Raw genomic sequence first — 20,379 nt, 5'->3', positions numbered from 1 at the left:
TGCAGCATCAAATGTAAAAAAGAAGGCACAAGCATTAATAATTGATTAAATTTATCCCGAACAAACATTCGGGATTTTTTATGCCTAAACCTAAAGAAGATTATTCATTTTGGTCTAAATACAAACGTTTTGCCAGTACCGAAATTTTAATGTACCTCATCATGATTATCGGTATTACTTTGGGCATTATTTTTTTAAGCTAAAAATCAGTTTTAGCGTATCAGAAATATTAACATCGTTAATAAACTTAAAAAACTGTTCATATTCAGCTGCTGGATAAGTTCCTTCATTAAGAACAAACTTTCTGTAATAAATCAATTTTCGATCTTTCACTATTGCAGTTATGTTATAAGTACCGTAGTTGGTTTTAATTTCTTTGCTAATTGGCTCGATAAAAGGAACAACATTTTCAGGTAATGTGTAAGTAATGCTATCAACATCGGTGTAACCTCTATTTAAATAAATCGGCATTGTTCTATTTCTAATTTCTGGAATGGCAGACTTTACATTAAATGCATTTAAAACAATGGTCATTTTATTTTCACTCAAACTGCAATAACTTCTAATATCAATATTTAATTTCTCAGTTAAAGTTGGGTTAATATTTTTTTCAAGCTCATAGGAAGCAGTAGAAAAGTTAATATTATCTAAATTATAATAAGCTTTTAATGATTTTTTCTGTTCAATCGCAGATTTTTCTACCAACTCTAAATGATTATCATATTGTGTACCACTAAATTTTGTAATTACATCACCCTTAATATCTCCATTTTTTTCAATTACCAACATCGCTTTGCGAATTTGTAAATTTTGAGAGGTAGTATATTTTGGTGTTTTTAAGAGTTTACCTCCATTTTCTGTACAAGCTAAAACAGATCTGTCATCAGTAAAATCACTTAAAAACCCAAAAGGTATTTTTTGGTCGGTGCATTCTAACCAAGTCGTATCGCCCTCTAATGGTAGGCATAAAATGATGTGATTTCCTTGGTTCATACTAGCAAAACTTGCATCTAAACTTTTTTTCTCGGAGCCAGCTTGCACCACACAATAATATGATTCTATGCCTGCTACGATTAAAAGGCTTTTCATATAATTAACCAGTGCTTTACAATCGCCATAACCCGTTTTATCTACATCAATTGCTTTAAAAGGCTGGTAACCACCAATGCCAACCTGTATGCTAATGTACCTGGTTTTTTCTTGAAGGTATTGATAGATTTTTCGAGCCTTATCTTTGTCGTTTTTCTCATCCTTAACCAAATTTTTAATTAAGTTAATGGTTTGAATAGGCAGTTCATCTCTATCTTTTAAAAGGTTGTCATAATACCATTTGCCAAGCTCTTGCCAATTTGAGTAGCTTCCTTTATAATTGTAATAACTAAATTGTTGAGGGGCAATTTTTACATAGGTTTGGTAAGTATCTGCAAGCGGACTAAAAGGTTCTGATTTAGCCCCCATTAAATTATTGGCCTGCCAAATCATTATTTTCTGTTTATCATCAATTTTTTCTTCAGCCTTTGCTATACTTTGTGTTTTAATATTAACAGTATCGGTAGGCTTGCAAATAAAAGTATAAGTGCTTTTCTCTACAGACACATCACTTGCCGGTTTTGGTATCCAATTCGGGATGTTTAAATTTTGCTTAAAGCGAATTTCGTAGGTGTAAACTACTGTGTAAGGATAAGAATTAACTGCTGGTAAAAAATGCTTTACCCTGTTGTCTTCAAATAACGAAAAACCTTGTACTGCACTTTCATCCTTAAAATCGCTTTGCGAAAATTTTTGCGTTAATTTTCCAACTTCGTTAAATACCTCACCTTTAATACTTTTTATTGAAGTATTTTTATCATAAAATAAAACTAACCTTGCATTTTCATCACCATTTTTATTTAATACAGTTATGGCCTGTTTTACCGAATAGAGTACATTATCTCTAGCTCGCATATCAACAACTGTTTCTTCATTTCTAATGGTTGCATTTGCTCTGTTGCGCAAAGCGGATGGAATTAAATCTGCATCATAATTGTCTTGTGCAAGCGCTATTTGCGATGTAGTTAAAAAAATTAGCAAGATGATAAATCTCATTATTTAGTCGATTTAATAATTAAATCTGTCTTCTGATTTTGGATAATTTTGCTGTAAAATTCTTTTAAATATAAATATTCATCAGAACTATATATTGCTTTATTAAACTGCAACATTTGGTTTAAACTTAACTGATTATCGCTCACAGTAGATTGTAATAAATACCTTCCTCCGCCATTTGGCAAACCAATCGCCATGTCTTTTGGTTTTTCAACCATTTCATACTTATCTGGTAGGTTAATGTTAATTACAATTCTTTCATCAGAAACTGAACCTAAATCTACAGGGTAAGTTCTTTCGTTTAAATTAAAAGGATTTTTAGCAATTCGATTAATGAAGAATGGATTAATAAAAAGCTGTTCTTTTTTAGCACCATCATAAACTGCAAATTCTACCTCGTAGCTTTCAATCAGCGGAAATTCTACACTATCAACTTTTAAAATTTCATGATTTTTAATACTTAGTTTCGGTAAAGACTCATCCAATTTTTCTACAAACTCATCAATTGAATTATATTTTTTAATCTCTTTTCTACGATTAAAAGCAGCATATCCAACAGTTGTAGAGGTTAATAAACCTTTAATTTTACCATCATCACCTAATTTTCCTGTTAAAACATAACTAGTTGTACTTTTCTGAGCTGCTTTTAAATCTATCCAATAAGATGGTTTTTTTAGATTGATAACCCTCCCTTGACCATTGATACAACGTAAGGGTAATAAACCAAATGGCAACAAAGGATCGGTGGCATCTAACAAGTAACTTTCTGTGCCAATATTTACTTTAGCAACCAAGTAATTAAATTCGGAAATTACAGGATACAGTTTATTTACGTTTCCGTTATCTCTTGTAGATAAAATTACAGCCTCAGCATCTAAATTTGCAGCAGAAAGCGCAGAAATAAGGCTTAAATTGATATCTGCAACATTGCCAAATCTGGTATCTAGTGCATTTTTAATACTTTCTTCGCTATATTTTCCATAATAATTGTTCCATTTAATTTGCTTTTTAATGTAGTTATAAACGGCTTTTGCTTTGCTTAAATCGTCTGTGGTATTAGTTAATATTTCTGGCATTAAATCTTTAAAAAGATCCTTGCGTTTCATTTGGCTTCCTAATCTTTTTTCTGAGATAAGGTCGTAATCTACACTTTTCCAATCTTTGGTATAGTTTTGTTTAGATCCGTTTAGCATTTGCACATCAGACAACTCAAAGTACATGGCCGACTTAAAATTACTCGCGGCCGTCATGTAGTCTTCCTCCACAAATGCCAGAACATTCTTCATAATGTAAGTCATTTTTGAGCAATCGATATTCACTCCGTTAATTCTCAAACATTCTCTATTTATTTCAGATTTTTGATCACTTAATTTGTAAAATCCTCTTAAAACAACATTATAGTTATAGTTTGCAGGTATAAAAGCTACATATTCGCTGTTTACTTTTGGTATGTCACTTTGAAAATCCCATTGTCTAAAATTAAATAGCAACGGCGATTGGACATTGTATCTGTATTCTATAATCGATCCATCTTTAATATTTGGAAGTGTAAATTTTGTTAAGGTTGTATATTTAGATCTATTTTCTTCGAACAAAGCTTTTTTATCCATTACAGATTCTACCGGATTGCCATTTACCCAATTAAATGTGCTTGCTTTTAAATCGCGTAAATATTCCTGTCTATTTCCATCTTTATATAGCGGAACAACAATATTAGCTTGAGAGAAACCTTCTTTATTATAAATTTTTATTTTAACATGATAATCATAGATTAACACTAAACTACCTGTTGCATCATCAATTTGTAATCTGGCGGTACCAAATTCTTTTAAAACTACTGCGTTTGCATTGCTATCAATTTTATTTTTATCAAAGCTAAACTCATCATAATCGATAGCACCAAATGTAAAGTCTTGTGCTTTTGTAGAAAAATGCGTTAAAATTAGAATTGAGAACAGCGTTAAAAAGGATTTCATAAAGGAATATTATTTTTAGCAATTTAAATCTTCGAGTTTACAATATGAAATTTAAATGAAGTAAAATTTTAGATGGTTTGTAGCAAACTAACCAAACCTTTTTAGCATTTTTGAAACTATAAGTAATAGCTGTTGCATCAGCCTAGCTTAAATATTTACAGCTAAAAAAATGAAATTAAACTTAAAACGTCCGTTAGCTTTTTTCGATTTAGAAGCAACAGGGATAAATGTTGGATCAGACAGAATTGTAGAAATTGCTATTTTAAAAGCGATGCCCGATGGTACTGAGCAAATTCTAAGTAAAAGAATTAATCCACAAATCCCAATTCCATTGGTTACCTCATTAATACATGGTATTTATGATGAAGATATAAAAGATGCACAGACTTTTGCACAAGCGGCAAAAGAGGTTGCAGAATTTATTGGCGATGCTGATTTAGCTGGTTATAATTCAAATAAATTTGATATCCCGATGTTGTTAGAAGAATTTTTACGCGTGGGGATTGATTTTGACATGTCTGATAGGAAATTTGTTGATGTGCAAAACATTTTTCACCAAATGGAGCAACGAACTTTAAAAGCTGCTTATAAATTTTATTGCGAAAAAGATATTATCAATGCACACTCTGCTGAGGCTGATATTAAAGCAACTTATGAAGTTTTATTGGCGCAATTGGATAAATATCAGCATACTGAATTTGAAGATAAAAAAGGTGTAAGAAGTAAACCTGTACAAAACAACGTTGATGCTTTGCATGAATTTACCAATATGAACAAGGTGGTAGATTTTGCTGGAAGAATGGTTTATAACGAAAATGGCGAAGAAGTAATTAATTTCGGTAAACATAAAGGTAGAACTGTAGAGTCTGTTTTAGATGTAGAACCTAGCTATTATGCTTGGATGAAACAAGGCGATTTTCCGTTGTACACAAAAAAGAAGTTAGATGAAATTTGGGCTCGTTGGAGCAAAAAGAAAGAAGAAGCTAAACAAGCTAAACAACAAAGTCAAACTCCAAAAGCAGACACTCGAAAACCAGAAACCCCACGTACGCCAAAACCTCAAGAACCTGCAAAACCTATTAACACTGATATGTTAGAGCAGTTGAAAATGAAATTTGGGAAATAGAGCACTTCGTCATACTGAATTTATTTCAGTATCCTCTTTCTATGCATTGGTGTCTCACGAATAGAAATAGACTTAAAATTAGCTAGGGTGATCTTAGGGTTCTTAGGTGGTGAAAATAACTTATTACAACATTATAATATCAATGATCAATAAAATTTATCATAATTTCTGCTTTAGCATCTTCGCCTCTTTGATGCTTACAATTGCAATATCTAGCCATGTAAATGCCCAACTTCCTGTAGCTCCTGTTTTTCAAAGTGCTTACCAAAAAGGCACTCGTAATGTTTCAGGCGCTCCCGGAAAAAACTATTGGCAAAATACAGCTGACTATCAAATGCAAATCAACTTCAATCCAGAAACAAGGTTGATTAAAGGAACGGTGGAAATTAAATACACCAACAACAGTCCAGATAATTTAGAGGGAATTTGGTTTAAATTATATCCCAATCTCTATAAAAAAGGAGTACCTCGTAAATCCAAATTTAACGAACGCGATTTAGGTGAAGGTGTAAAAATAACTAGCATTTCTGTAAATAATCAATCAAGGGATACAGCTAGCTTAATTATTGATGGCACCAATATGCATACCAAAGTACCAACTTTGTCTGCTGGAAAATCAATGAGTTTTAAAATTGATTATCAATATGTTTTAAATAAAGGTTCGCACCAAAGAACCGGACAAGTTGATGATGGCGCACATTTTATTGCTTATTTCTTTCCCCGTATAGCGGTTTATGATGATGTTGATGGTTGGAATAAAATACCATATAGCGGAGCAGAAGAGTTTTATAACGATTTTGGAAATTACCAAGTTGCCATTACAGTGCCAAAAAATTATGGCGTTTGGGCCACTGGAGATTTGGTAAATGGAGCCGAAGTTTTAAGCAAGAACGTTTTTAAAAAATTACAAGCAGCCGAAAAAAGTGAAACAACCATTGATGTAATTGATAGTAGCGATTTAGCTAATAACGCTGTAACCGCTCAAAAGTCTTTTAATACTTTTAAATTTGATGCTAAAAATGTAGTTGATTTTGCTTTTGCAACCAGCAATCATTATTTATGGAAATCGAATAGTTTGGTCGTAGATCCCGTAACAAAACGTAGAACTAGGGTTGATGCAGTTTTTAATGCAAAACATAAAGATTATTATGAAGTAATAGATTTTGCTCGTAAAACTGTTCATGCCATGAGTTATGATTTTCCAAAATGGCCATTTCCATATCCTCACATTACAGTTTTTGATGGTTTAGACCAAATGGAATACCCAATGATGGTAAATGATAACCCAACTGACAATACTTTTGATGCCATTACTTTAACAGATCACGAAATTTTTCATACCATGTTTCCATTTTACATGGGCATAAATGAAACCAAATATGGTTGGATGGATGAAGGTTGGGCAACCATAGGAGAGTGGTTGATCTCGCCAATGATAGATACCACAATTGTTGATGATTATGGAGTTGCACAAACTGGCAGCCTTTCTGGTGGAAAGGATGATGTGCCGATTGTGACTTTAACAACTGAACTAAAAGGAGCGGGAGCATTTATCAATAATTACCCTAAACCTGGTTTTGGTTACCTTTTCGTAAAGGAATATTTGGGTGAGGAGCGCTTCACGAAAGCCTTGCATCATTATATTAAAAATTGGAGTGGAAAACACCCAATGCCATTTGATTTCTTTTACAGCATAAATACTGGCGCTGGAGAAAATTTAGATTGGTTTTGGAAACCATGGTTTTTTGAAACTGGTATTTTAGATTTGGCAATTAAAGATGTGGTTAAAACTGCAAAAGGTTATCAAATTGTTGTGCAAAATAAAAGCAATAATCCTTTGCCAGTTCACCTAATGTTAACTTATCAAGATGGCACTACCGAAAAAATAAACACCAGTATTGTAGCCTGGAAAGATGGAAGTAAAGAGTTTATTAAAAATATTGAAACCAATAAAAGCTTAAAAAAAGTTATTTTGGGAAGTAGTCACGTACCTGATAAAGACAAAAGCGATAATACCTTTACGGTTAAAAATTAGTAAAGCAAAAACACAAGCCCGATTGATACTAGTCGGGCTTCCTGCCTGCCGGAAGGCAGGTTTGCTGCAATCTTTTTGCCTTTGTCACATTAAGCGTAGTCGAAGTGCCGATGCAACAAAAAGTATTTCCGCTTCAATCCTGTTTATTTAAGAAAAAACATTGTAATTATTTAGTGTTGCAAAGTGCTAATATTTAGTCGCAGGATAGAAAGGTTTTTCTATCCTTCCTTCATCACTTAGTAAAATGCTCAATTTTTCATTTTTTAAAACTTTAGCAATTTTTGTCTTTTTACCGTTAATCCAAACGTTTTGTTGTACTAATCTAACACCGTGACTATAATCTGCCCAAGTATTTGTGTGTTTATTATACATCGGCTGTATTGGTTTTCCGTCTAATTTGTGCCAACCATAAATCACCACTCTGGGTGTTTGCTCACCATAAATTTTGTTTGAGATGATGATGTCTTTTTTGTGTCCAGCTGTTAGTTCACTATTTTTATGTTGAGCATCAAAATCTTTCAATTGTGTTTTAATGATTTCATTGTGAGCAATAAAAACAGGCACAGTAGTCATAGCTTTTGTAGGCGGAATAGGTTTTGGTTCTAATTTAATCGTAGCATTTTTATAAACTTTATCAACCATTTTCCTCGTGAGTAGGCTGCATTTGGTTAAATACGCTATTTTCTGAGCTAATAATGGCGTCATTGGTACATAGAAAAAATCCTCATCGCTACCAATGCAAAAGTAATCTGGTAACACATAATAACTAACAGAAATTTTATCATCTCCTAAATCCCATTCATTACTATGAGTTACTTTCGTTAGTTTTCTTAAAAAATTAGGCACATTTCCATTCTTAATTTCATTAAAAATGATTTTTTCTCTCTGTTCTAAAGTAAGCGAGCTATCAGCAATTGATTTCGCAAATGCTGAACCAGTTATTGCATCCGCTTTGAGTGGTTTTAAATGTAAAACTTGGGCAGTTAAATTTTGCGAGATTAAAATAAATATGATAGTTAAATATTTCATTACAACTCCTTCAAAAAATCTATATTTCTTTTTAACCCATTAAACTTTGTTCGTTTTATAGCCGAATTTTTAAAAACCTGTTTAAAAACTTCATCGGTCATTTCTATTAGCTCTTCTTTTTTAAGATTTAGCAATTCCATAGCCGGTTCAAATGCTGGTTCCTTGTGTTGGGTTGCAAATCTATTCCATGGGCAAACATCTTGGCAAACATCGCAGCCAAACATCCAATTATCCATTTTACCTTTAAATTCAGTTGGTATTTCGTTTTTTAATTCTATAGTTAAGTAGGAAATACATTTGCTGCCATCAACTGTATAAGGAGCAACAATAGCATCGGTAGGGCAGGCGTCTATACAACGTGTACAAGAGCCGCAATGATCAGCTGCAAAAGGAGTATCATAATCTAAGTCTAAATCTATAATCAGCTCTGCTATAAAAAAGAAAGAACCTGCATATTTACTAATTAAATTCGAGTTTTTACCACGCCAACCTAAGCCAGCTTTTTGTGCCCAAGCTTTATCCATTACTGGAGCAGAATCTACAAAACATCGCCCACCAACTTCGCCAATGTTATCATTTATAAAAGCCATTAACTCTTGTAGTTTTTCTTTTATCACAGTGTGATAATCGGTTCCAAAAGCGTATTTAGATATTTTTGGAGCATTAATATCTGCTTGTTGTTGATCAGTAAAATAATTTAAGGTTAGCGAAACTATAGACTTTGCTCCATCAACCAACAAACGAGGATCAAGTCTTTTATCAAAATGATTAGCCATGTAAGCCATTTCGCCATGATGATTTTTATTTAACCAATCTTCTAATCTTGGCGCTTCTTCTGCTAAAAAATCAGCTTTGCTAATTCCGCACGCCATAAAACCTAGGCGTAAAGCCTCGGCTTTAATCATTCGACTATATTTTGCAGAATTATTTAACATTTTGGTAAAGATAGGCTTTTGAACAAAAAACCTTTTAAGCTTTCTGCTTGTTTAGTATTTGATTGGAAAAATCTAATCTCATAAATTTAAATTATAAAATCATGGAAAATTCAACGCCAAACCATACCGAAGATCCAAACAAACCAGTTCCGCCAATTGAAACTGATTACGAGAAACATAAAGAAAACCCAGGGCCAGCGCCAACAGTTAACGAACCTGATAATGAAGGAGCAGGACAAGCTATGAAATGGATTATTCCAATAATTGTAGTGGTACTGCTTGTAGTATATTTCCTTTTCTTTAGAAATAACGTTTCTAACTAAAAGCAAAAAGGCAGAGATGTTTTAAAATCTCTGCCTTTAAATTTAAGATTTTAACAATCTCACTTCATACAAATCTTTTCGTCTATCTTTTAATATTTTCACCGTCCCGAAATGGTGTAATTCATCTAATAAATGTAAATCAACATCTACTACTAACATCATTTCTGTATTTGGTGTAGTTTCTGCTTTAACTGCATTAGTAGGAAAAGCAAAATCAGATGGGGTAAATACTGCGGATTGCGCAAACTGAATATCCATGTTGTTTACTTTTGGTAAATTACCTACACAACCGGCAATTGCTACATAACATTCGTTTTCTATGGCTCTAGCTTGTGCACATCTTCTAACCCTGGTATAACCGTTTTGAGTATCAGTTAAAAAGGGAACAAATAAAATTTGCATTCCTTGGTCGGCATATATTCTGCTCAATTCAGGAAACTCAACATCATAACAAATTAAAATTCCAATTTTACCACAATCAGTATCAAAAACGCCGATTTTGTCCCCACCGCTCATGCCGTAGTATTTTTGTTCGTTCGGTGTGATATGAATTTTTCTATAATCTTCAGTTAATCCATTTCTATGGCATAAATAGGTGGCGTTATAAAGTTTACCATCTTCAATAATTGGCATACTGCCCGATATGATATTTACATTATAAGAAACAGCATACTCTTGAATTCTTTTTACAATTTCTTCGGTACTTTCTGCCAATTTACGCATTGCTTCCATTTCTGGTAAGTGATTGTATGGCTCTAGTAATGGCGTATTAAAAAATTCAGGAAACATGATAAAGTCTGATTTATAACCGCTTACTGCATCAACAAAAAACTTTACCTGCTCGTAAAAAGCGTCAATATCTGGAAACAAACGCATTTGCCATTGCACCAAACCTAATCTTATGGTTTTTGCAGATCGGGCAGATACATTATCTTGATAATAAATATTGTTCCACTCAATTAGCGTAGCAAATTCTTTCGATTCTAAATCGCCGGGTAAATAATTTTTTAAAATTTTACGAACGTGAAAATCGTTGGAGATTTGAAAAGTTAAAGTTGGATCGTAAATTTCTTTTGATTTTACTCTATCTATATACTGTCTAGGATCTAATTTCTCTGCATGTTCATGATAGCCAGGAATTCTGCCGCCGGCAATAATACTTTCTAAATTTAAAGTTTCACAAAGCTCTTTTCTAGCCTCATATAATCTTCTGGCTAAACGTAAACCGCGGTATTCAGGATGTACAAACACCTCAATTCCGTATAATACATTGCCGCTAGCAGTATGTGTAGAGAAGGTATATTTACCAGTAATTTGTTCGTAAGTATGGTTATCACCAAAAATATCGTAATCTACAATAATTGATAGCGAACAAGCTACAACTTTATCATCAACTGAGATGCATTGCTGGCCTTCTGGAAAAATATTAAGTAAATTTTGTATGTTGGCTTTGCTCCAAATTCCATTACCACTGGTATCGTAAGCTTGCACCATCGATTCGCGTAAATCCTTATAATCCTCTATGGTGAGTTTTCGTATTTCTATATTCATAAAATATGTTAAAAGGCAGAAAGAAACTTCTTACCTAAGTTCAGAAAAAAATGTTGTTAATTAAAGAACACAATAAGCACTAAAAAAGTTTGCCTGTTTGCCCTAATTTAATCCTGTTTAAATGTTTGTAGGCAGCTTCGGTAACTTCCCTGCCACGAGCGGTACGCATCAAGTAACCTTCCTGAATTAAAAAAGGTTCGTAAACTTCTTCAATAGTCCCGTCATCTTCACCAACTGCGGTTGCAATGGTTTTTAATCCAACTGGTCCGCCTTTAAATTTATCAATAATGGCCAACAAAATTTTGTTATCCATTTCATCTAAACCGTGTTCATCAACATTTAAAGCAGTTAAAGCATAACGAGCAATTTCGGTATCAATGCTGCCGTTTCCTTTAATTTGTGCAAAATCTCTTGTTCTACGCAATAATGCATTGGCAATACGAGGAGTGCCTCTACTACGGCGAGCTATTTCGTACGCTCCTTCATCTGATATTGGTGTGTTTAATATGGCAGATGAACGTAAAACGATGGTAGTTAATATTTTAGCATCGTAATAAGCTAGGCGAGAATTAATTCCAAATCTTGCTCTTAAAGGTGCCGTTAACAAACCAGATCGAGTAGTGGCGCCAACTAAAGTAAATGGATTTAAACCAATTTGTACCGAACGAGCGTTTGGTCCGCTCTCCAACATAATGTCAATCTTAAAATCTTCCATGGCTGAGTATAAATACTCTTCTACCAAAGGCGATAAACGGTGAATTTCATCGATAAACAGAATGTCGCCAGTTTCTAAATTAGTTAAAAGACCAGCTAAATCGCCTGGTTTATCTAAAACCGGACCAGATGTTACTTTAATACCAACACCCATTTCATTGGCGATAATATAAGAAAGTGTGGTTTTTCCTAATCCGGGTGGACCATGCAAAAGTACATGGTCTAATGCCTCGCCACGTAGTTTAGCAGCTTTAACAAAAATTTTTAAGTTTTCTAAAATCTTATCCTGACCCGTAAAATCCTCAAACTCTTGCGGACGTAGTACCTTTTCAATATCACGTTCAATAGGAGTTAAACTTTCTGAAGAAGGGTCAAGATTTTCGTTCATTTTGTAAAGATAGTAGATAATAGTTAATAGTTAATAGTCCATGGACCATTGACTATAAGCTATGGACAATAATTATAGAAACTTAGCCGCCACTTTTGCTTCTTTAACACCATTGCTATAATCGTAAAAACCTTCGCCAGATTTTACTCCTTTTTTACCAGCGGTAACCATATTTACCAACAATGGGCAAGGTGCATATTTAGGATTGCCAAAACCTTGATGAAGGACATTTAAAATTGCCAAGCAAACATCTAAACCAATAAAATCGGCCAATTGCAATGGACCCATTGGGTGCGCCATCCCTAATTTCATTACCGTATCAATTTCATTTACACCAGCTACACCTTCATATAAAGTGTATATTGCTTCGTTAATCATCGGCATTAAAATTCTGTTTGCAACAAAACCTGGATAATCGTTAACCTCAACAGGAGATTTTTCTAATTTTTTAGAAAGCTCCATCACCAATGCTGTAGATTCATCGCTTGTAGCGTAACCTCTAATTACTTCCACCAATTTCATTACCGGCACTGGGTTCATAAAATGCATACCAATAACTTTATCTCCACGGTTGGTTACTGATGCAATTTTAGTGATCGAAATAGAAGAAGTGTTGCTGGCTAAAATTGCCTCTGGCTTTGCAAACTGATCTAGATCTTTAAAAATTTTAAGTTTTAGCTCTATGTTTTCTGTTGCAGCCTCAACAATTAAATCGGCTTCTTTCACACCATTCTGTAAATCTGTTATGGTGGTAATATTTGCTAAAGTTGCTGCTTTACTATCTTCGGTTAATGTGCCTTTAGCAACTTGTCTATCTAAATTTTTTGTAATTGTTGCAAGTGCCCTTTCTAAAGCTTCTGCATTAATATCTACAAGATTTACTTGGTAGCCATATTGCGCAAAAGTATGAGCAATACCATTGCCCATAGTGCCAGAGCCTATTACTGTAATGTTTTTCATAATAAATATTTACGGTGCTAATCTATTGGTTTGCCATTTTCCGCTTATTAAATCGAATTTAATTCTATCGTGTAAACGGCTTCTGCGACCTTGCCAAAATTCTATTGAGGTTGGTTTAAGGATATAACCGCCCCAATGTGCAGGTTTAGGGATTGTTTTTCCTTCGTATTGGGTTTTAAGCTCATCAAATTTTTGTTCTAATTCTTTTCTATCATTTAAAACTTGACTTTGTGGAGAAGCAATTGCACCAATTTGACTAGCAATTGGTCTGCTGTGGAAATACTTTTCTGAAGCTTCTTTAGAAAGTTTTTCGATTTTTCCTTCGATACGCACTTGACGCTCTAACTCGCCCCAAAAGAAAACCAAACAAGCTTGCGGATTTTTCTTTAATTCTTTTCCTTTCTGACTTAAATAATTGGTGTAAAAGCTAAAGCCATTTTCATCAAAACCTTTTAGTAAAACGATACGGGCATTTGGTTTACCAGTTTTATCTGCAGTTGCCAAAGTCATTGCATTAGGTTCAAATATTTCGGCAGTCATTGCCTCTGCAAACCATTTTTCGAATTGTTTAATCGGGTTTTTGTTCACATCATTATCATTCAATTGTGCAGAGCGATAATCTTGTCTTAAATTTTCTAGTGTTTCTTTAGTAACCTCCATAAGGCAAAAATAAGCTTTAGTTATTCAACTTTGATAAGGTTAATCTATTTTTTGTCATCAAATGATAACAATCATAATTAATTGGCTTAATTGATTTTGGTTTAATGACAATGGTTTCTTAATTTCAATGCATGTTAAGTAAATTGAAACCTTCTGCAGGCAAGTTATTAATTTCTGAACCATTTTTAAATGATCCTAATTTTAAGCGATCGGTTATACTAATGGCTGAACATAATGAAGACGGTACTTTAGGTTTTATCTTAAATCAGCCTAGCTTACTTTTATTAAAAGATTTGATGCCAGATTTATGGCAAGCAGATTTTCCCGTTTTTATTGGCGGACCAGTAGAAGTAGATACTATCCATTTTATACATCGTTGTTACGATAAATTAAACAGTGGCGAAGAAATTGCAAATGGAATTTATTGGGGTGGGAATTATGAAACGCTTAAAATATTGGTAAATAACAATAGCCTAAGCCAAGATGAGGTTAAGTTTTTTTTGGGCTATTCTGGCTGGTCTATTGGTCAATTAAATGAAGAAATTAAAGAGAATACTTGGATAGTTTCTAATCAATTTAAACAAGATATTGTCTTTTCGCAAAATGAAGAACAATTGTGGCGAGATGTTATTATTAATTTAGGCCCAAAATATGCTCATGTAAGTAATTTCCCGAGTGATCCGAGTTTGAATTAGTTTTTAGTTGCTAATTTGCAATTAACGGTTTTGGGTGCCAACTTATAACTGTGAACTCATTTCCTCTGCACTTTCCTCTACTTTTTTTCTTAAATCATCTTTATAAACTTGCATTTTTTGCGCCAAACTATCATCGGCAGTTGCCAAAATTTGAACAGCCAATAAACCTGCGTTTTTAGCCGCATTAAGGGCAACCGTTGCCACAGGAATACCATTTGGCATTTGTAAAATAGAAAGAATGCTGTCCCAACCATCAATTGAGTTTGATGATTTTACAGGAACACCAATTACAGGCAAAGTAGTAATTGAAGCCACCATACCAGGTAAATGAGCTGCACCACCAGCACCAGCAATAATTACTTTTAAGCCTTTACTAGCAGCATCTTTGGCATAAGTAAACATTCTTTCAGGGGTACGATGTGCAGAAACAACCGTCATTTCAAATTCTACACCAAATTCCTTACAAATATCAGCAGCATCTTGCATTACTGGTAAATCAGATTTGCTGCCCATTATAATACCTACTAAAACCCCAACCCCTAAAGGGGCTTTTTCCTCTATTTTGTTCATATCAATTTAATAAAATCTTTAAAGTTTGCTATTCCAACTTGTTATTCATTCCCCCTTTAGAGCCTGCTCCGATTTTCTATCGGAGGGGTTAGGGGGTTATTACTTTCAAAGTTTGCTGTACAAATCGAGCTTTCTCAATTGCATAATCACGGTTTTGATCTACCACCGTTACATGTCCCATTTTACGAAAAGGCTTAGTATATTTTTTGCCGTACAAATGAACATAAACACCATCAATCGCCATAATTTTTTCTAAACCACTGTATTTTGCCAAACCTTCGTGCCCTTTTTCGCCTAATAAATTAATCATTACAGCATTGCTAACAGATCTGGTATCGCCCAATGGTAAATTAAAAATAGCACGCAAATGTTGCTCAAACTGAGAAACATAATTGCCTTCAATCGTTTGGTGACCGCTATTATGGGGTCTTGGAGCTAGCTCGTTTACTAAAATTTCACCATCTCTGGTTACAAACATTTCTACCGCTAAAATTCCGGTAATGTTTAAGGCTTGTGCAATGTTACAAGCAATTTGCTCTGCTCTTTGCTGTATATCGTCGGGATAAGTAGATGGAGAAATCAAGAACTCTACCAAGTTTGCCTCAGCATTAAATTCCATTTCCACCATCGGAAAAGTTTTCATGTCGCCGTTTGAGTTTCTGGCAACAATAACTGCAATTTCTTTATCAAAATCAATTAATTCTTCTATCAATGATGGTGCATCAAAAGCATTTTCGACTTCGGCAATGCTGTTAATTTTCATTACACCCTTGCCATCATAACCATCTTTTCGCTGCTTTAAAATAAACGGATAAGTAAAGTTTGCATTTAAAATATCATCCTGACTGTTAACTAATTGAAATGGAGCGGTGGGAATATCATTTTCTTTAAAAAATTGTTTCTGAACGCCCTTATCTTGTATCAATCGAATAACTCGAGATTGCGGAAAAACAATTTTTCCTTCTTTTTCCAATTGCTCTAGCGCTTCAATATTTACTTTTTCTATTTCAATGGTAATAATATCTGCTTTTTTCCCAAAATTATAAACGGTATCAAAATCCGTAATCGAACCACACTCAAATTTGTGAGTGATGTGTTTACAAGGTGCATCAGGATCTGGATCTAAGGCAGAAACGCTTAAATTATAATTAATAGCCTCCTGAATCAGCATTCTACCTAATTGTCCACCACCTAAAATACCTAATTTTAATTCGCTTATCTGTTTTGCCATTGTTGCCTTAGAGTTTGTGCAAAAATAACAAAATTTACCTATAAAATTGCTTTAATTGCATCTTAGATTAAGATTAGAAGCGCAATATTTTACACCCATTTTTGGATAGTCCCGCCATCCGCTACAATCTTTTTGTGATTGTTGGTGGAAGAAACTTCGTAAGTTTTTAAAACTTACGAAGTTTGAAAGATCAGTAGCAACAAAAAGTATTTCTACTGCTGTCAGGGCTATTTTACAAAAGACAGTGCTACTATCTATAAAAACACCAGAGCAACCAATCAAAACTTATACCTTTGCACCAATGAATGTAGATGCAATAATTATTGGTGCCGGTGCTTGCGGATTAATGTGTGCGGTGCAAGCAGGTTTTTTAGGCAAAAAGGTAATCGTGCTCGAAAAAAACAGTAAGCCAGGTGCTAAAATCTTAATTTCTGGTGGTGGCAGATGTAACTACACCAACCAATTTGCAACTACAGAACAGTTTATTTCTGCAAATCCACATTTTTTAAAGTCGTCTTTTAACCAATGGACAGTTGATGATACCATCAGCTTTTTTGAAACTTATGGTATAGTTGGCGGCGAAAAAACTTTAGGTCAGTTATTTCCAGTAGATAAAAATGCGAAAGACATTGTAGCCGTTTTTACATCTCTTTGCGAAGAAATGGAACAAGAAATTTGGTGCAACATAGATGTAAAAGACATCGAACAAACATCAGAAGGTTTTAAAGTTAGCTATGTTTTAGGCGAAAAAACAAAATCAATTATTGCACCTAAAGTAGTTGTGGCAAGTGGCGGTTTACCCATCCCAAAAATGGGAGCAACAGATTTTGCGTTAAGATTTGCTCGTAACAACGGACTAAATATAATTGAAACTGCTCCAGCTTTGGTACCGTTAACAATTACTGGTAAAGATGAAGATTGGTATGCTCAACTTTCGGGTAATTCAGTTTTTTGTGAAGTGAGCAATGATGAAATGTCCTTCGAAGAGAATATTTTATTTACTCATTGGGGTTTAAGCGGTCCAGCAATTTTGCAGATTTCGAGCTATTGGCGCAGAGGAGAAGTGTTTAATATCAACTTATTGCCCAATCAAAATATCATTGAATTAATAGAAGAAGAACGTAAAACCAACGGCAAAACATTGTTATCAACTTTGTTAAACAGATTTTACGCTAAGAAATTTACAGATGCTTTAGGCAAATTTTTACCACTTACTAAAACCGTTGCAGATTTAAGCAAATCAGAAATGGAACTCATTTTTAAAACTATTCATGAGTTTAAGGTGAAACCTGCAGGTGATAAAGGTTATGACAAAGCAGAAGTTATGCGTGGTGGAATTGATACCAATGAAATTTCTTCTAAAACCTTAGAATGCAAAAAAATACCTGGTTTATATTTTGGTGGCGAATGTATGGATGTTACAGGTTGGTTGGGTGGTTATAACTTTCAGTGGGCTTGGGCAAGTGGTTTTGTAATCGCACAGAATATATGACACTTTTGATCAGAATATTAATTTCATGGAATGTGTTTTCTTTGTACTTAACAAAAACTTTATTAAATAACAATAACACTGATAGAGCAGATTATAATTTTAGTAACTCACTACTAGTTATTCTAAACGCCTCACAAGTTGTTTTTCTAACTGAATATTTTGACATAAAGTATTGGAAAATTATCTTCGGTGTTATAACGGCATTTCATTTACTAATTGGATTTATTTATGAAAGAAAGATAAAACAAGCGTTTGCTAAGTTTAAAGAGCTAGGTTATAGTAAGTTTTATATATTGTTTATCATATACTTTTTTACTGGAGTTTTATTCTTGTTTTGGATGATCTTTGAGCTAAAAAGATTTGTTTAAAATCTTTAATGATGAAAATTCCTGTATTTTTGCACAAAATATATCCTTTTGCAAAGCGACCTACTTTTAATTACACCGCCATTTACACAACTGAATACACCGTATCCAGCAACTGCGTATATTAAAGGGTTTTTAAATACAAAAGGTATTTCATCAAACCAAGCAGATTTAGGTATAGAAGTAATTTTGGCGCTTTTCTCTAAGAAGGGGTTAAGCGACCTAATCCGCCGCGGCGGAGGAATTAAACATCTGTCTGAAAATGCTAAACGGATTATTTCCCTATGGGAAGAATACCTCAAAACTATAGATTCTGTTATCTCTTTTCTACAAGGTAAAAACCCAACTTTAGCTTTGCAGATTTGCCAAGAAGATTATTTGCCAGAAGCATCTCGCTTTGCACAATTAGAAGAACTTGATTGGGCTTTTGGTGCAATGGGCACGCAAGACAAGGCCAAACATTTAGCTACATTATATTTAGAAGATATTTCTGATTTTATAGTAGAATGCATCGATCCAAATTTTGGTTTTAGCCGTTACGCAGAGCGATTGGGTAGAAGTGCAAATTCTTTTGATGAATTGTACGAGGCAATAAATCAGGAGCCAACCTATATCGATAAAATCTTAATTGACATTCTTAAAAGTAGAATAGAAGAAGTACAGCCTAAATTATTCCTTATATCTGTTCCGTTTCCTGGTAATTTATATGCAGCTTTTCGCTGTGCAAAATTTGTAAAACAAAACTATCCCCATATAAAAATATCAATGGGTGGTGGTTTCCCAAATACCGAATTACGTTCTTTATCAGATAAACGAGTTTTTGAGTTTTTCGATTATATTACACTCGATGATGGAGAATTACCGATTGAATTACTTTGTAATGCAGTTTTAAAAAATGGTGAGTTTAATCTCTACAAACGAACTTTTTTACTAGAAAATGGAGAAGTTGTTTACAAAAATGATGCTTTAAGAAACGATTACAAACAAGCTGATGTAGGTACGCCAGATTATTCAGATTTACAGCTAGACAACTATATATCAGTTATCGAAATTGTAAATCCGATGCATAGAATGTGGAGCGATGGCCGTTGGAACAAACTGACTATGGCACATGGATGTTATTGGGGTAAATGTACTTTTTGTGATATATCTTTAGATTACATTAAAATTTACGAACCTATTGCAGCTAAACAAATTGTAGATAGGATAGAGGTATTAGTAGAACAAACTGGCCAAAATGGTTTTCACTTTGTGGATGAAGCCGCTCCACCAGCTTTAATGCGTGAAGTTGCTTTAGAAATTTTACGTAGAAAAATTTCAGTTACGTGGTGGACCAACATCCGTTTCGAAAAAAGTTTTACTGGCGATTTATGTTTGTTGTTAAAAGCATCTGGCTGTATTGCTGTTTCTGGCGGATTAGAAGTTGCATCAGACAGATTATTAAAACTGATTGATAAAGGTGTAACGGTAGAACAGGTGGCCAAAGTAACCAGAAACTTCACAGAAGCAGGGATTATGGTTCACGCTTATTTAATGTACGGCTATCCAACTCAAACGGTACAAGAAACGGTTGATAGTTTAGAAATGGTCCGTCAGTTATTTGAAGCTGGTGTGTTGCAATCGGGGTTTTGGCACCAATTTGCCATGACAGCTCATAGTCCGGTAGGTTTGTACCCAGAGAAATTTGGCGTAATAAAAGAAACTGAAGAAATTGGAACTTTTGCCAATAACGATATCAATTACACAGACAAAACTGGAATTGACCATAATAAATTTAGCTTCGGATTAAAGAAATCACTTTTCAATTTTATGCATGGCATTTGTTTCGATTACAAACTGCAAGATTGGTTTGATTTTAAAATACCGAGGACAACAATTCCATCTAACTTTATTAATAAAGCTTTAGTTGATAATGAGAATTTTAACGTTAAACCAACTGCCAAAATTATTTGGTTAGGAGGGAAGCCAACAACAGAAATATTTACCAAATCTAAAAAAGGCAATACTTGGGAAATGATGACTTTAAATTTCCACAGCAAAAAGGAAACTTTCAGTATTCAAACTAATAGAAAAGAAGGAGAGTGGCTGGTTGTTATTTTAGAGAAAATTTCAGTTTCAAATGAACAAACTTTAAATTTTCAAGAAGTTAAAGCCGACTTTGAGATTGCCATCGAACATTTTGAATTGTTTTGGTATTCGAAACCTATTCATATACTGAGAGAATTTGGTTTGCTGGTTTTGTAA

At 33.9% G+C, this 20,379-nt stretch carries 17 protein-coding genes; 7 read left to right on the top strand and 10 right to left on the bottom strand.

The window, feature by feature from the left end; translation table 11 throughout:
- The first annotated feature begins 41 nt into the window (after positions 1-41).
- Positions 42-203, top strand: a complete 162-nt coding sequence (locus tag FA045_RS18810; protein ID WP_169305010.1) for a hypothetical protein — start codon at positions 42-44, stop codon at positions 201-203.
- On the opposite strand, the gene FA045_RS04360 is transcribed toward FA045_RS18810, so the two are convergent.
- Complete coding sequence (locus tag FA045_RS04360; protein ID WP_136874848.1) at positions 187-2,085, bottom strand: DUF3857 domain-containing protein; 1,899 nt, start codon at positions 2,083-2,085, stop codon at positions 187-189. The genes FA045_RS18810 and FA045_RS04360 overlap by 17 nt on opposite strands.
- Positions 2,085-4,061, bottom strand: a complete 1,977-nt coding sequence (locus FA045_RS04355) for a transglutaminase domain-containing protein (protein ID WP_136874847.1) — start codon at positions 4,059-4,061, stop codon at positions 2,085-2,087. Before FA045_RS04355 ends, FA045_RS04360 begins: the two co-directional genes overlap by 1 nt.
- Positions 4,062-4,230: 169 nt before the next feature.
- Here FA045_RS04355 and FA045_RS04350 point away from each other — a divergent pair, with 169 nt between their 5' ends.
- Both FA045_RS04350 and FA045_RS04345 read left to right on the top strand, forming a co-directional pair.
- The gene (locus FA045_RS04350; RefSeq protein WP_136874846.1) at positions 4,231-5,187 is read left to right on the top strand and encodes a 3'-5' exonuclease; all 957 of its coding nucleotides are present in this window, start codon (positions 4,231-4,233) and stop codon (positions 5,185-5,187) included.
- Between the two features lie 142 nt (positions 5,188-5,329).
- Positions 5,330-7,222, top strand: coding sequence for a M1 family metallopeptidase (locus FA045_RS04345; protein ID WP_169305015.1), 1,893 nt, complete (start codon positions 5,330-5,332; stop codon positions 7,220-7,222).
- Positions 7,223-7,408: 186 nt separating this feature from the next.
- Here the strand turns inward: FA045_RS04345 and FA045_RS04340 are convergent, their stop codons facing one another.
- Together FA045_RS04340 and queG are read right to left on the bottom strand one after the other, a co-directional pair.
- Positions 7,409-8,251: a hypothetical protein gene (locus FA045_RS04340; protein WP_136874843.1), complete on the bottom strand. Its 843-nt coding sequence runs from the start codon at positions 8,249-8,251 to the stop codon at positions 7,409-7,411.
- Positions 8,251-9,186 (bottom strand): tRNA epoxyqueuosine(34) reductase QueG, encoded by a 936-nt coding sequence (queG, locus tag FA045_RS04335; protein WP_136874841.1) that lies wholly within the window; start codon positions 9,184-9,186, stop codon positions 8,251-8,253. The genes FA045_RS04340 and queG overlap by 1 nt, the downstream gene beginning before the upstream one ends.
- A 101-nt stretch (positions 9,187-9,287) precedes the next feature.
- Between queG and FA045_RS04330 the strand changes: the two genes are divergently transcribed.
- Positions 9,288-9,509, top strand: a complete 222-nt coding sequence (locus FA045_RS04330; protein ID WP_136874839.1) for a hypothetical protein — start codon at positions 9,288-9,290, stop codon at positions 9,507-9,509.
- 42 nt (positions 9,510-9,551) lie between these two features.
- On the opposite strand, the gene FA045_RS04325 is transcribed toward FA045_RS04330, so the two are convergent.
- From FA045_RS04325 to pdxH, 4 genes are all read right to left on the bottom strand, one after another.
- The gene (locus tag FA045_RS04325) at positions 9,552-11,060 is read right to left on the bottom strand and encodes a carbon-nitrogen hydrolase family protein (RefSeq protein WP_136874837.1); all 1,509 of its coding nucleotides are present in this window, start codon (positions 11,058-11,060) and stop codon (positions 9,552-9,554) included.
- A 79-nt stretch (positions 11,061-11,139) separates the two neighbouring features.
- Positions 11,140-12,162: a Holliday junction branch migration DNA helicase RuvB gene (gene ruvB, locus FA045_RS04320; RefSeq protein ID WP_136874835.1), complete on the bottom strand. Its 1,023-nt coding sequence runs from the start codon at positions 12,160-12,162 to the stop codon at positions 11,140-11,142.
- Positions 12,163-12,234: 72 nt separating this feature from the next.
- Positions 12,235-13,122 carry a 3-hydroxybutyryl-CoA dehydrogenase gene (locus tag FA045_RS04315; RefSeq protein WP_136874833.1) on the bottom strand — a complete coding sequence of 296 codons (888 nt, stop codon included), beginning with the start codon at positions 13,120-13,122 and terminating at the stop codon, positions 12,235-12,237.
- Between the two features lie 9 nt (positions 13,123-13,131).
- Positions 13,132-13,782: a pyridoxamine 5'-phosphate oxidase gene (gene pdxH / locus FA045_RS04310; RefSeq protein WP_136874831.1), complete on the bottom strand. Its 651-nt coding sequence runs from the start codon at positions 13,780-13,782 to the stop codon at positions 13,132-13,134.
- A 131-nt stretch (positions 13,783-13,913) separates the two neighbouring features.
- Between pdxH and FA045_RS04305 the strand changes: the two genes are divergently transcribed.
- Complete coding sequence (locus FA045_RS04305) at positions 13,914-14,477, top strand: YqgE/AlgH family protein (RefSeq protein ID WP_136874828.1); 564 nt, start codon at positions 13,914-13,916, stop codon at positions 14,475-14,477.
- Between the two features lie 42 nt (positions 14,478-14,519).
- Here the strand turns inward: FA045_RS04305 and purE are convergent, their stop codons facing one another.
- Together purE and FA045_RS04295 are read right to left on the bottom strand one after the other, a co-directional pair.
- Positions 14,520-15,047 carry a 5-(carboxyamino)imidazole ribonucleotide mutase gene (purE, locus tag FA045_RS04300; RefSeq protein WP_136874826.1) on the bottom strand — a complete coding sequence of 176 codons (528 nt, stop codon included), beginning with the start codon at positions 15,045-15,047 and terminating at the stop codon, positions 14,520-14,522.
- A gap of 88 nt (positions 15,048-15,135) precedes the next feature.
- Entirely contained in the window at positions 15,136-16,278 is a 1,143-nt protein-coding gene (locus FA045_RS04295) for a 5-(carboxyamino)imidazole ribonucleotide synthase (RefSeq protein ID WP_136874824.1), read from the bottom strand.
- Positions 16,279-16,579: 301 nt separating this feature from the next.
- Here FA045_RS04295 and FA045_RS04290 point away from each other — a divergent pair, with 301 nt between their 5' ends.
- Positions 16,580-17,770 carry a BaiN/RdsA family NAD(P)/FAD-dependent oxidoreductase gene (locus FA045_RS04290; RefSeq protein ID WP_136875314.1) on the top strand — a complete coding sequence of 397 codons (1,191 nt, stop codon included), beginning with the start codon at positions 16,580-16,582 and terminating at the stop codon, positions 17,768-17,770.
- A gap of 416 nt (positions 17,771-18,186) precedes the next feature.
- Entirely contained in the window at positions 18,187-20,379 is a 2,193-nt protein-coding gene (locus FA045_RS04285; RefSeq protein WP_136874823.1) for a B12-binding domain-containing radical SAM protein, read from the top strand.

It is taken from the genome of Pedobacter cryotolerans (assembly GCF_005116475.1).
Lineage (GTDB): Bacteria > Bacteroidota > Bacteroidia > Sphingobacteriales > Sphingobacteriaceae > Pedobacter > Pedobacter cryotolerans.
Note: the sequence above shows the minus strand (reverse complement) of the source record. Positions and strands in the feature narration are given on the sequence as shown.

Excerpts from the sequence above, each read along its gene's own strand:
- FA045_RS04360 (WP_136874848.1), bottom strand. The coding sequence starts at position 2,085 with ATGAGATTTATCATCTTGCTAATTTTTTTAACTACATCGCAAATAGCG.
- FA045_RS04355 (WP_136874847.1), bottom strand. The coding sequence starts at position 4,061 with ATGAAATCCTTTTTAACGCTGTTCTCAATTCTAATTTTAACGCATTTT.
- FA045_RS04350 (WP_136874846.1), top strand. The coding sequence starts at position 4,231 with ATGAAATTAAACTTAAAACGTCCGTTAGCTTTTTTCGATTTAGAAGCA.
- FA045_RS04345 (WP_169305015.1), top strand. The coding sequence starts at position 5,330 with ATGATCAATAAAATTTATCATAATTTCTGCTTTAGCATCTTCGCCTCT.
- FA045_RS04340 (WP_136874843.1), bottom strand. The coding sequence starts at position 8,251 with ATGAAATATTTAACTATCATATTTATTTTAATCTCGCAAAATTTAACT.
- queG (WP_136874841.1), bottom strand. The coding sequence starts at position 9,186 with ATGTTAAATAATTCTGCAAAATATAGTCGAATGATTAAAGCCGAGGCT.
- FA045_RS04330 (WP_136874839.1), top strand. The coding sequence starts at position 9,288 with ATGGAAAATTCAACGCCAAACCATACCGAAGATCCAAACAAACCAGTT.
- FA045_RS04325 (WP_136874837.1), bottom strand. The coding sequence starts at position 11,060 with ATGAATATAGAAATACGAAAACTCACCATAGAGGATTATAAGGATTTA.
- ruvB (WP_136874835.1), bottom strand. The coding sequence starts at position 12,162 with ATGAACGAAAATCTTGACCCTTCTTCAGAAAGTTTAACTCCTATTGAA.
- FA045_RS04315 (WP_136874833.1), bottom strand. The coding sequence starts at position 13,122 with ATGAAAAACATTACAGTAATAGGCTCTGGCACTATGGGCAATGGTATT.
- pdxH (WP_136874831.1), bottom strand. The coding sequence starts at position 13,782 with ATGGAGGTTACTAAAGAAACACTAGAAAATTTAAGACAAGATTATCGC.
- FA045_RS04305 (WP_136874828.1), top strand. The coding sequence starts at position 13,914 with ATGTTAAGTAAATTGAAACCTTCTGCAGGCAAGTTATTAATTTCTGAA.
- purE (WP_136874826.1), bottom strand. The coding sequence starts at position 15,047 with ATGAACAAAATAGAGGAAAAAGCCCCTTTAGGGGTTGGGGTTTTAGTA.
- FA045_RS04295 (WP_136874824.1), bottom strand. The coding sequence starts at position 16,278 with ATGGCAAAACAGATAAGCGAATTAAAATTAGGTATTTTAGGTGGTGGA.
- FA045_RS04290 (WP_136875314.1), top strand. The coding sequence starts at position 16,580 with ATGAATGTAGATGCAATAATTATTGGTGCCGGTGCTTGCGGATTAATG.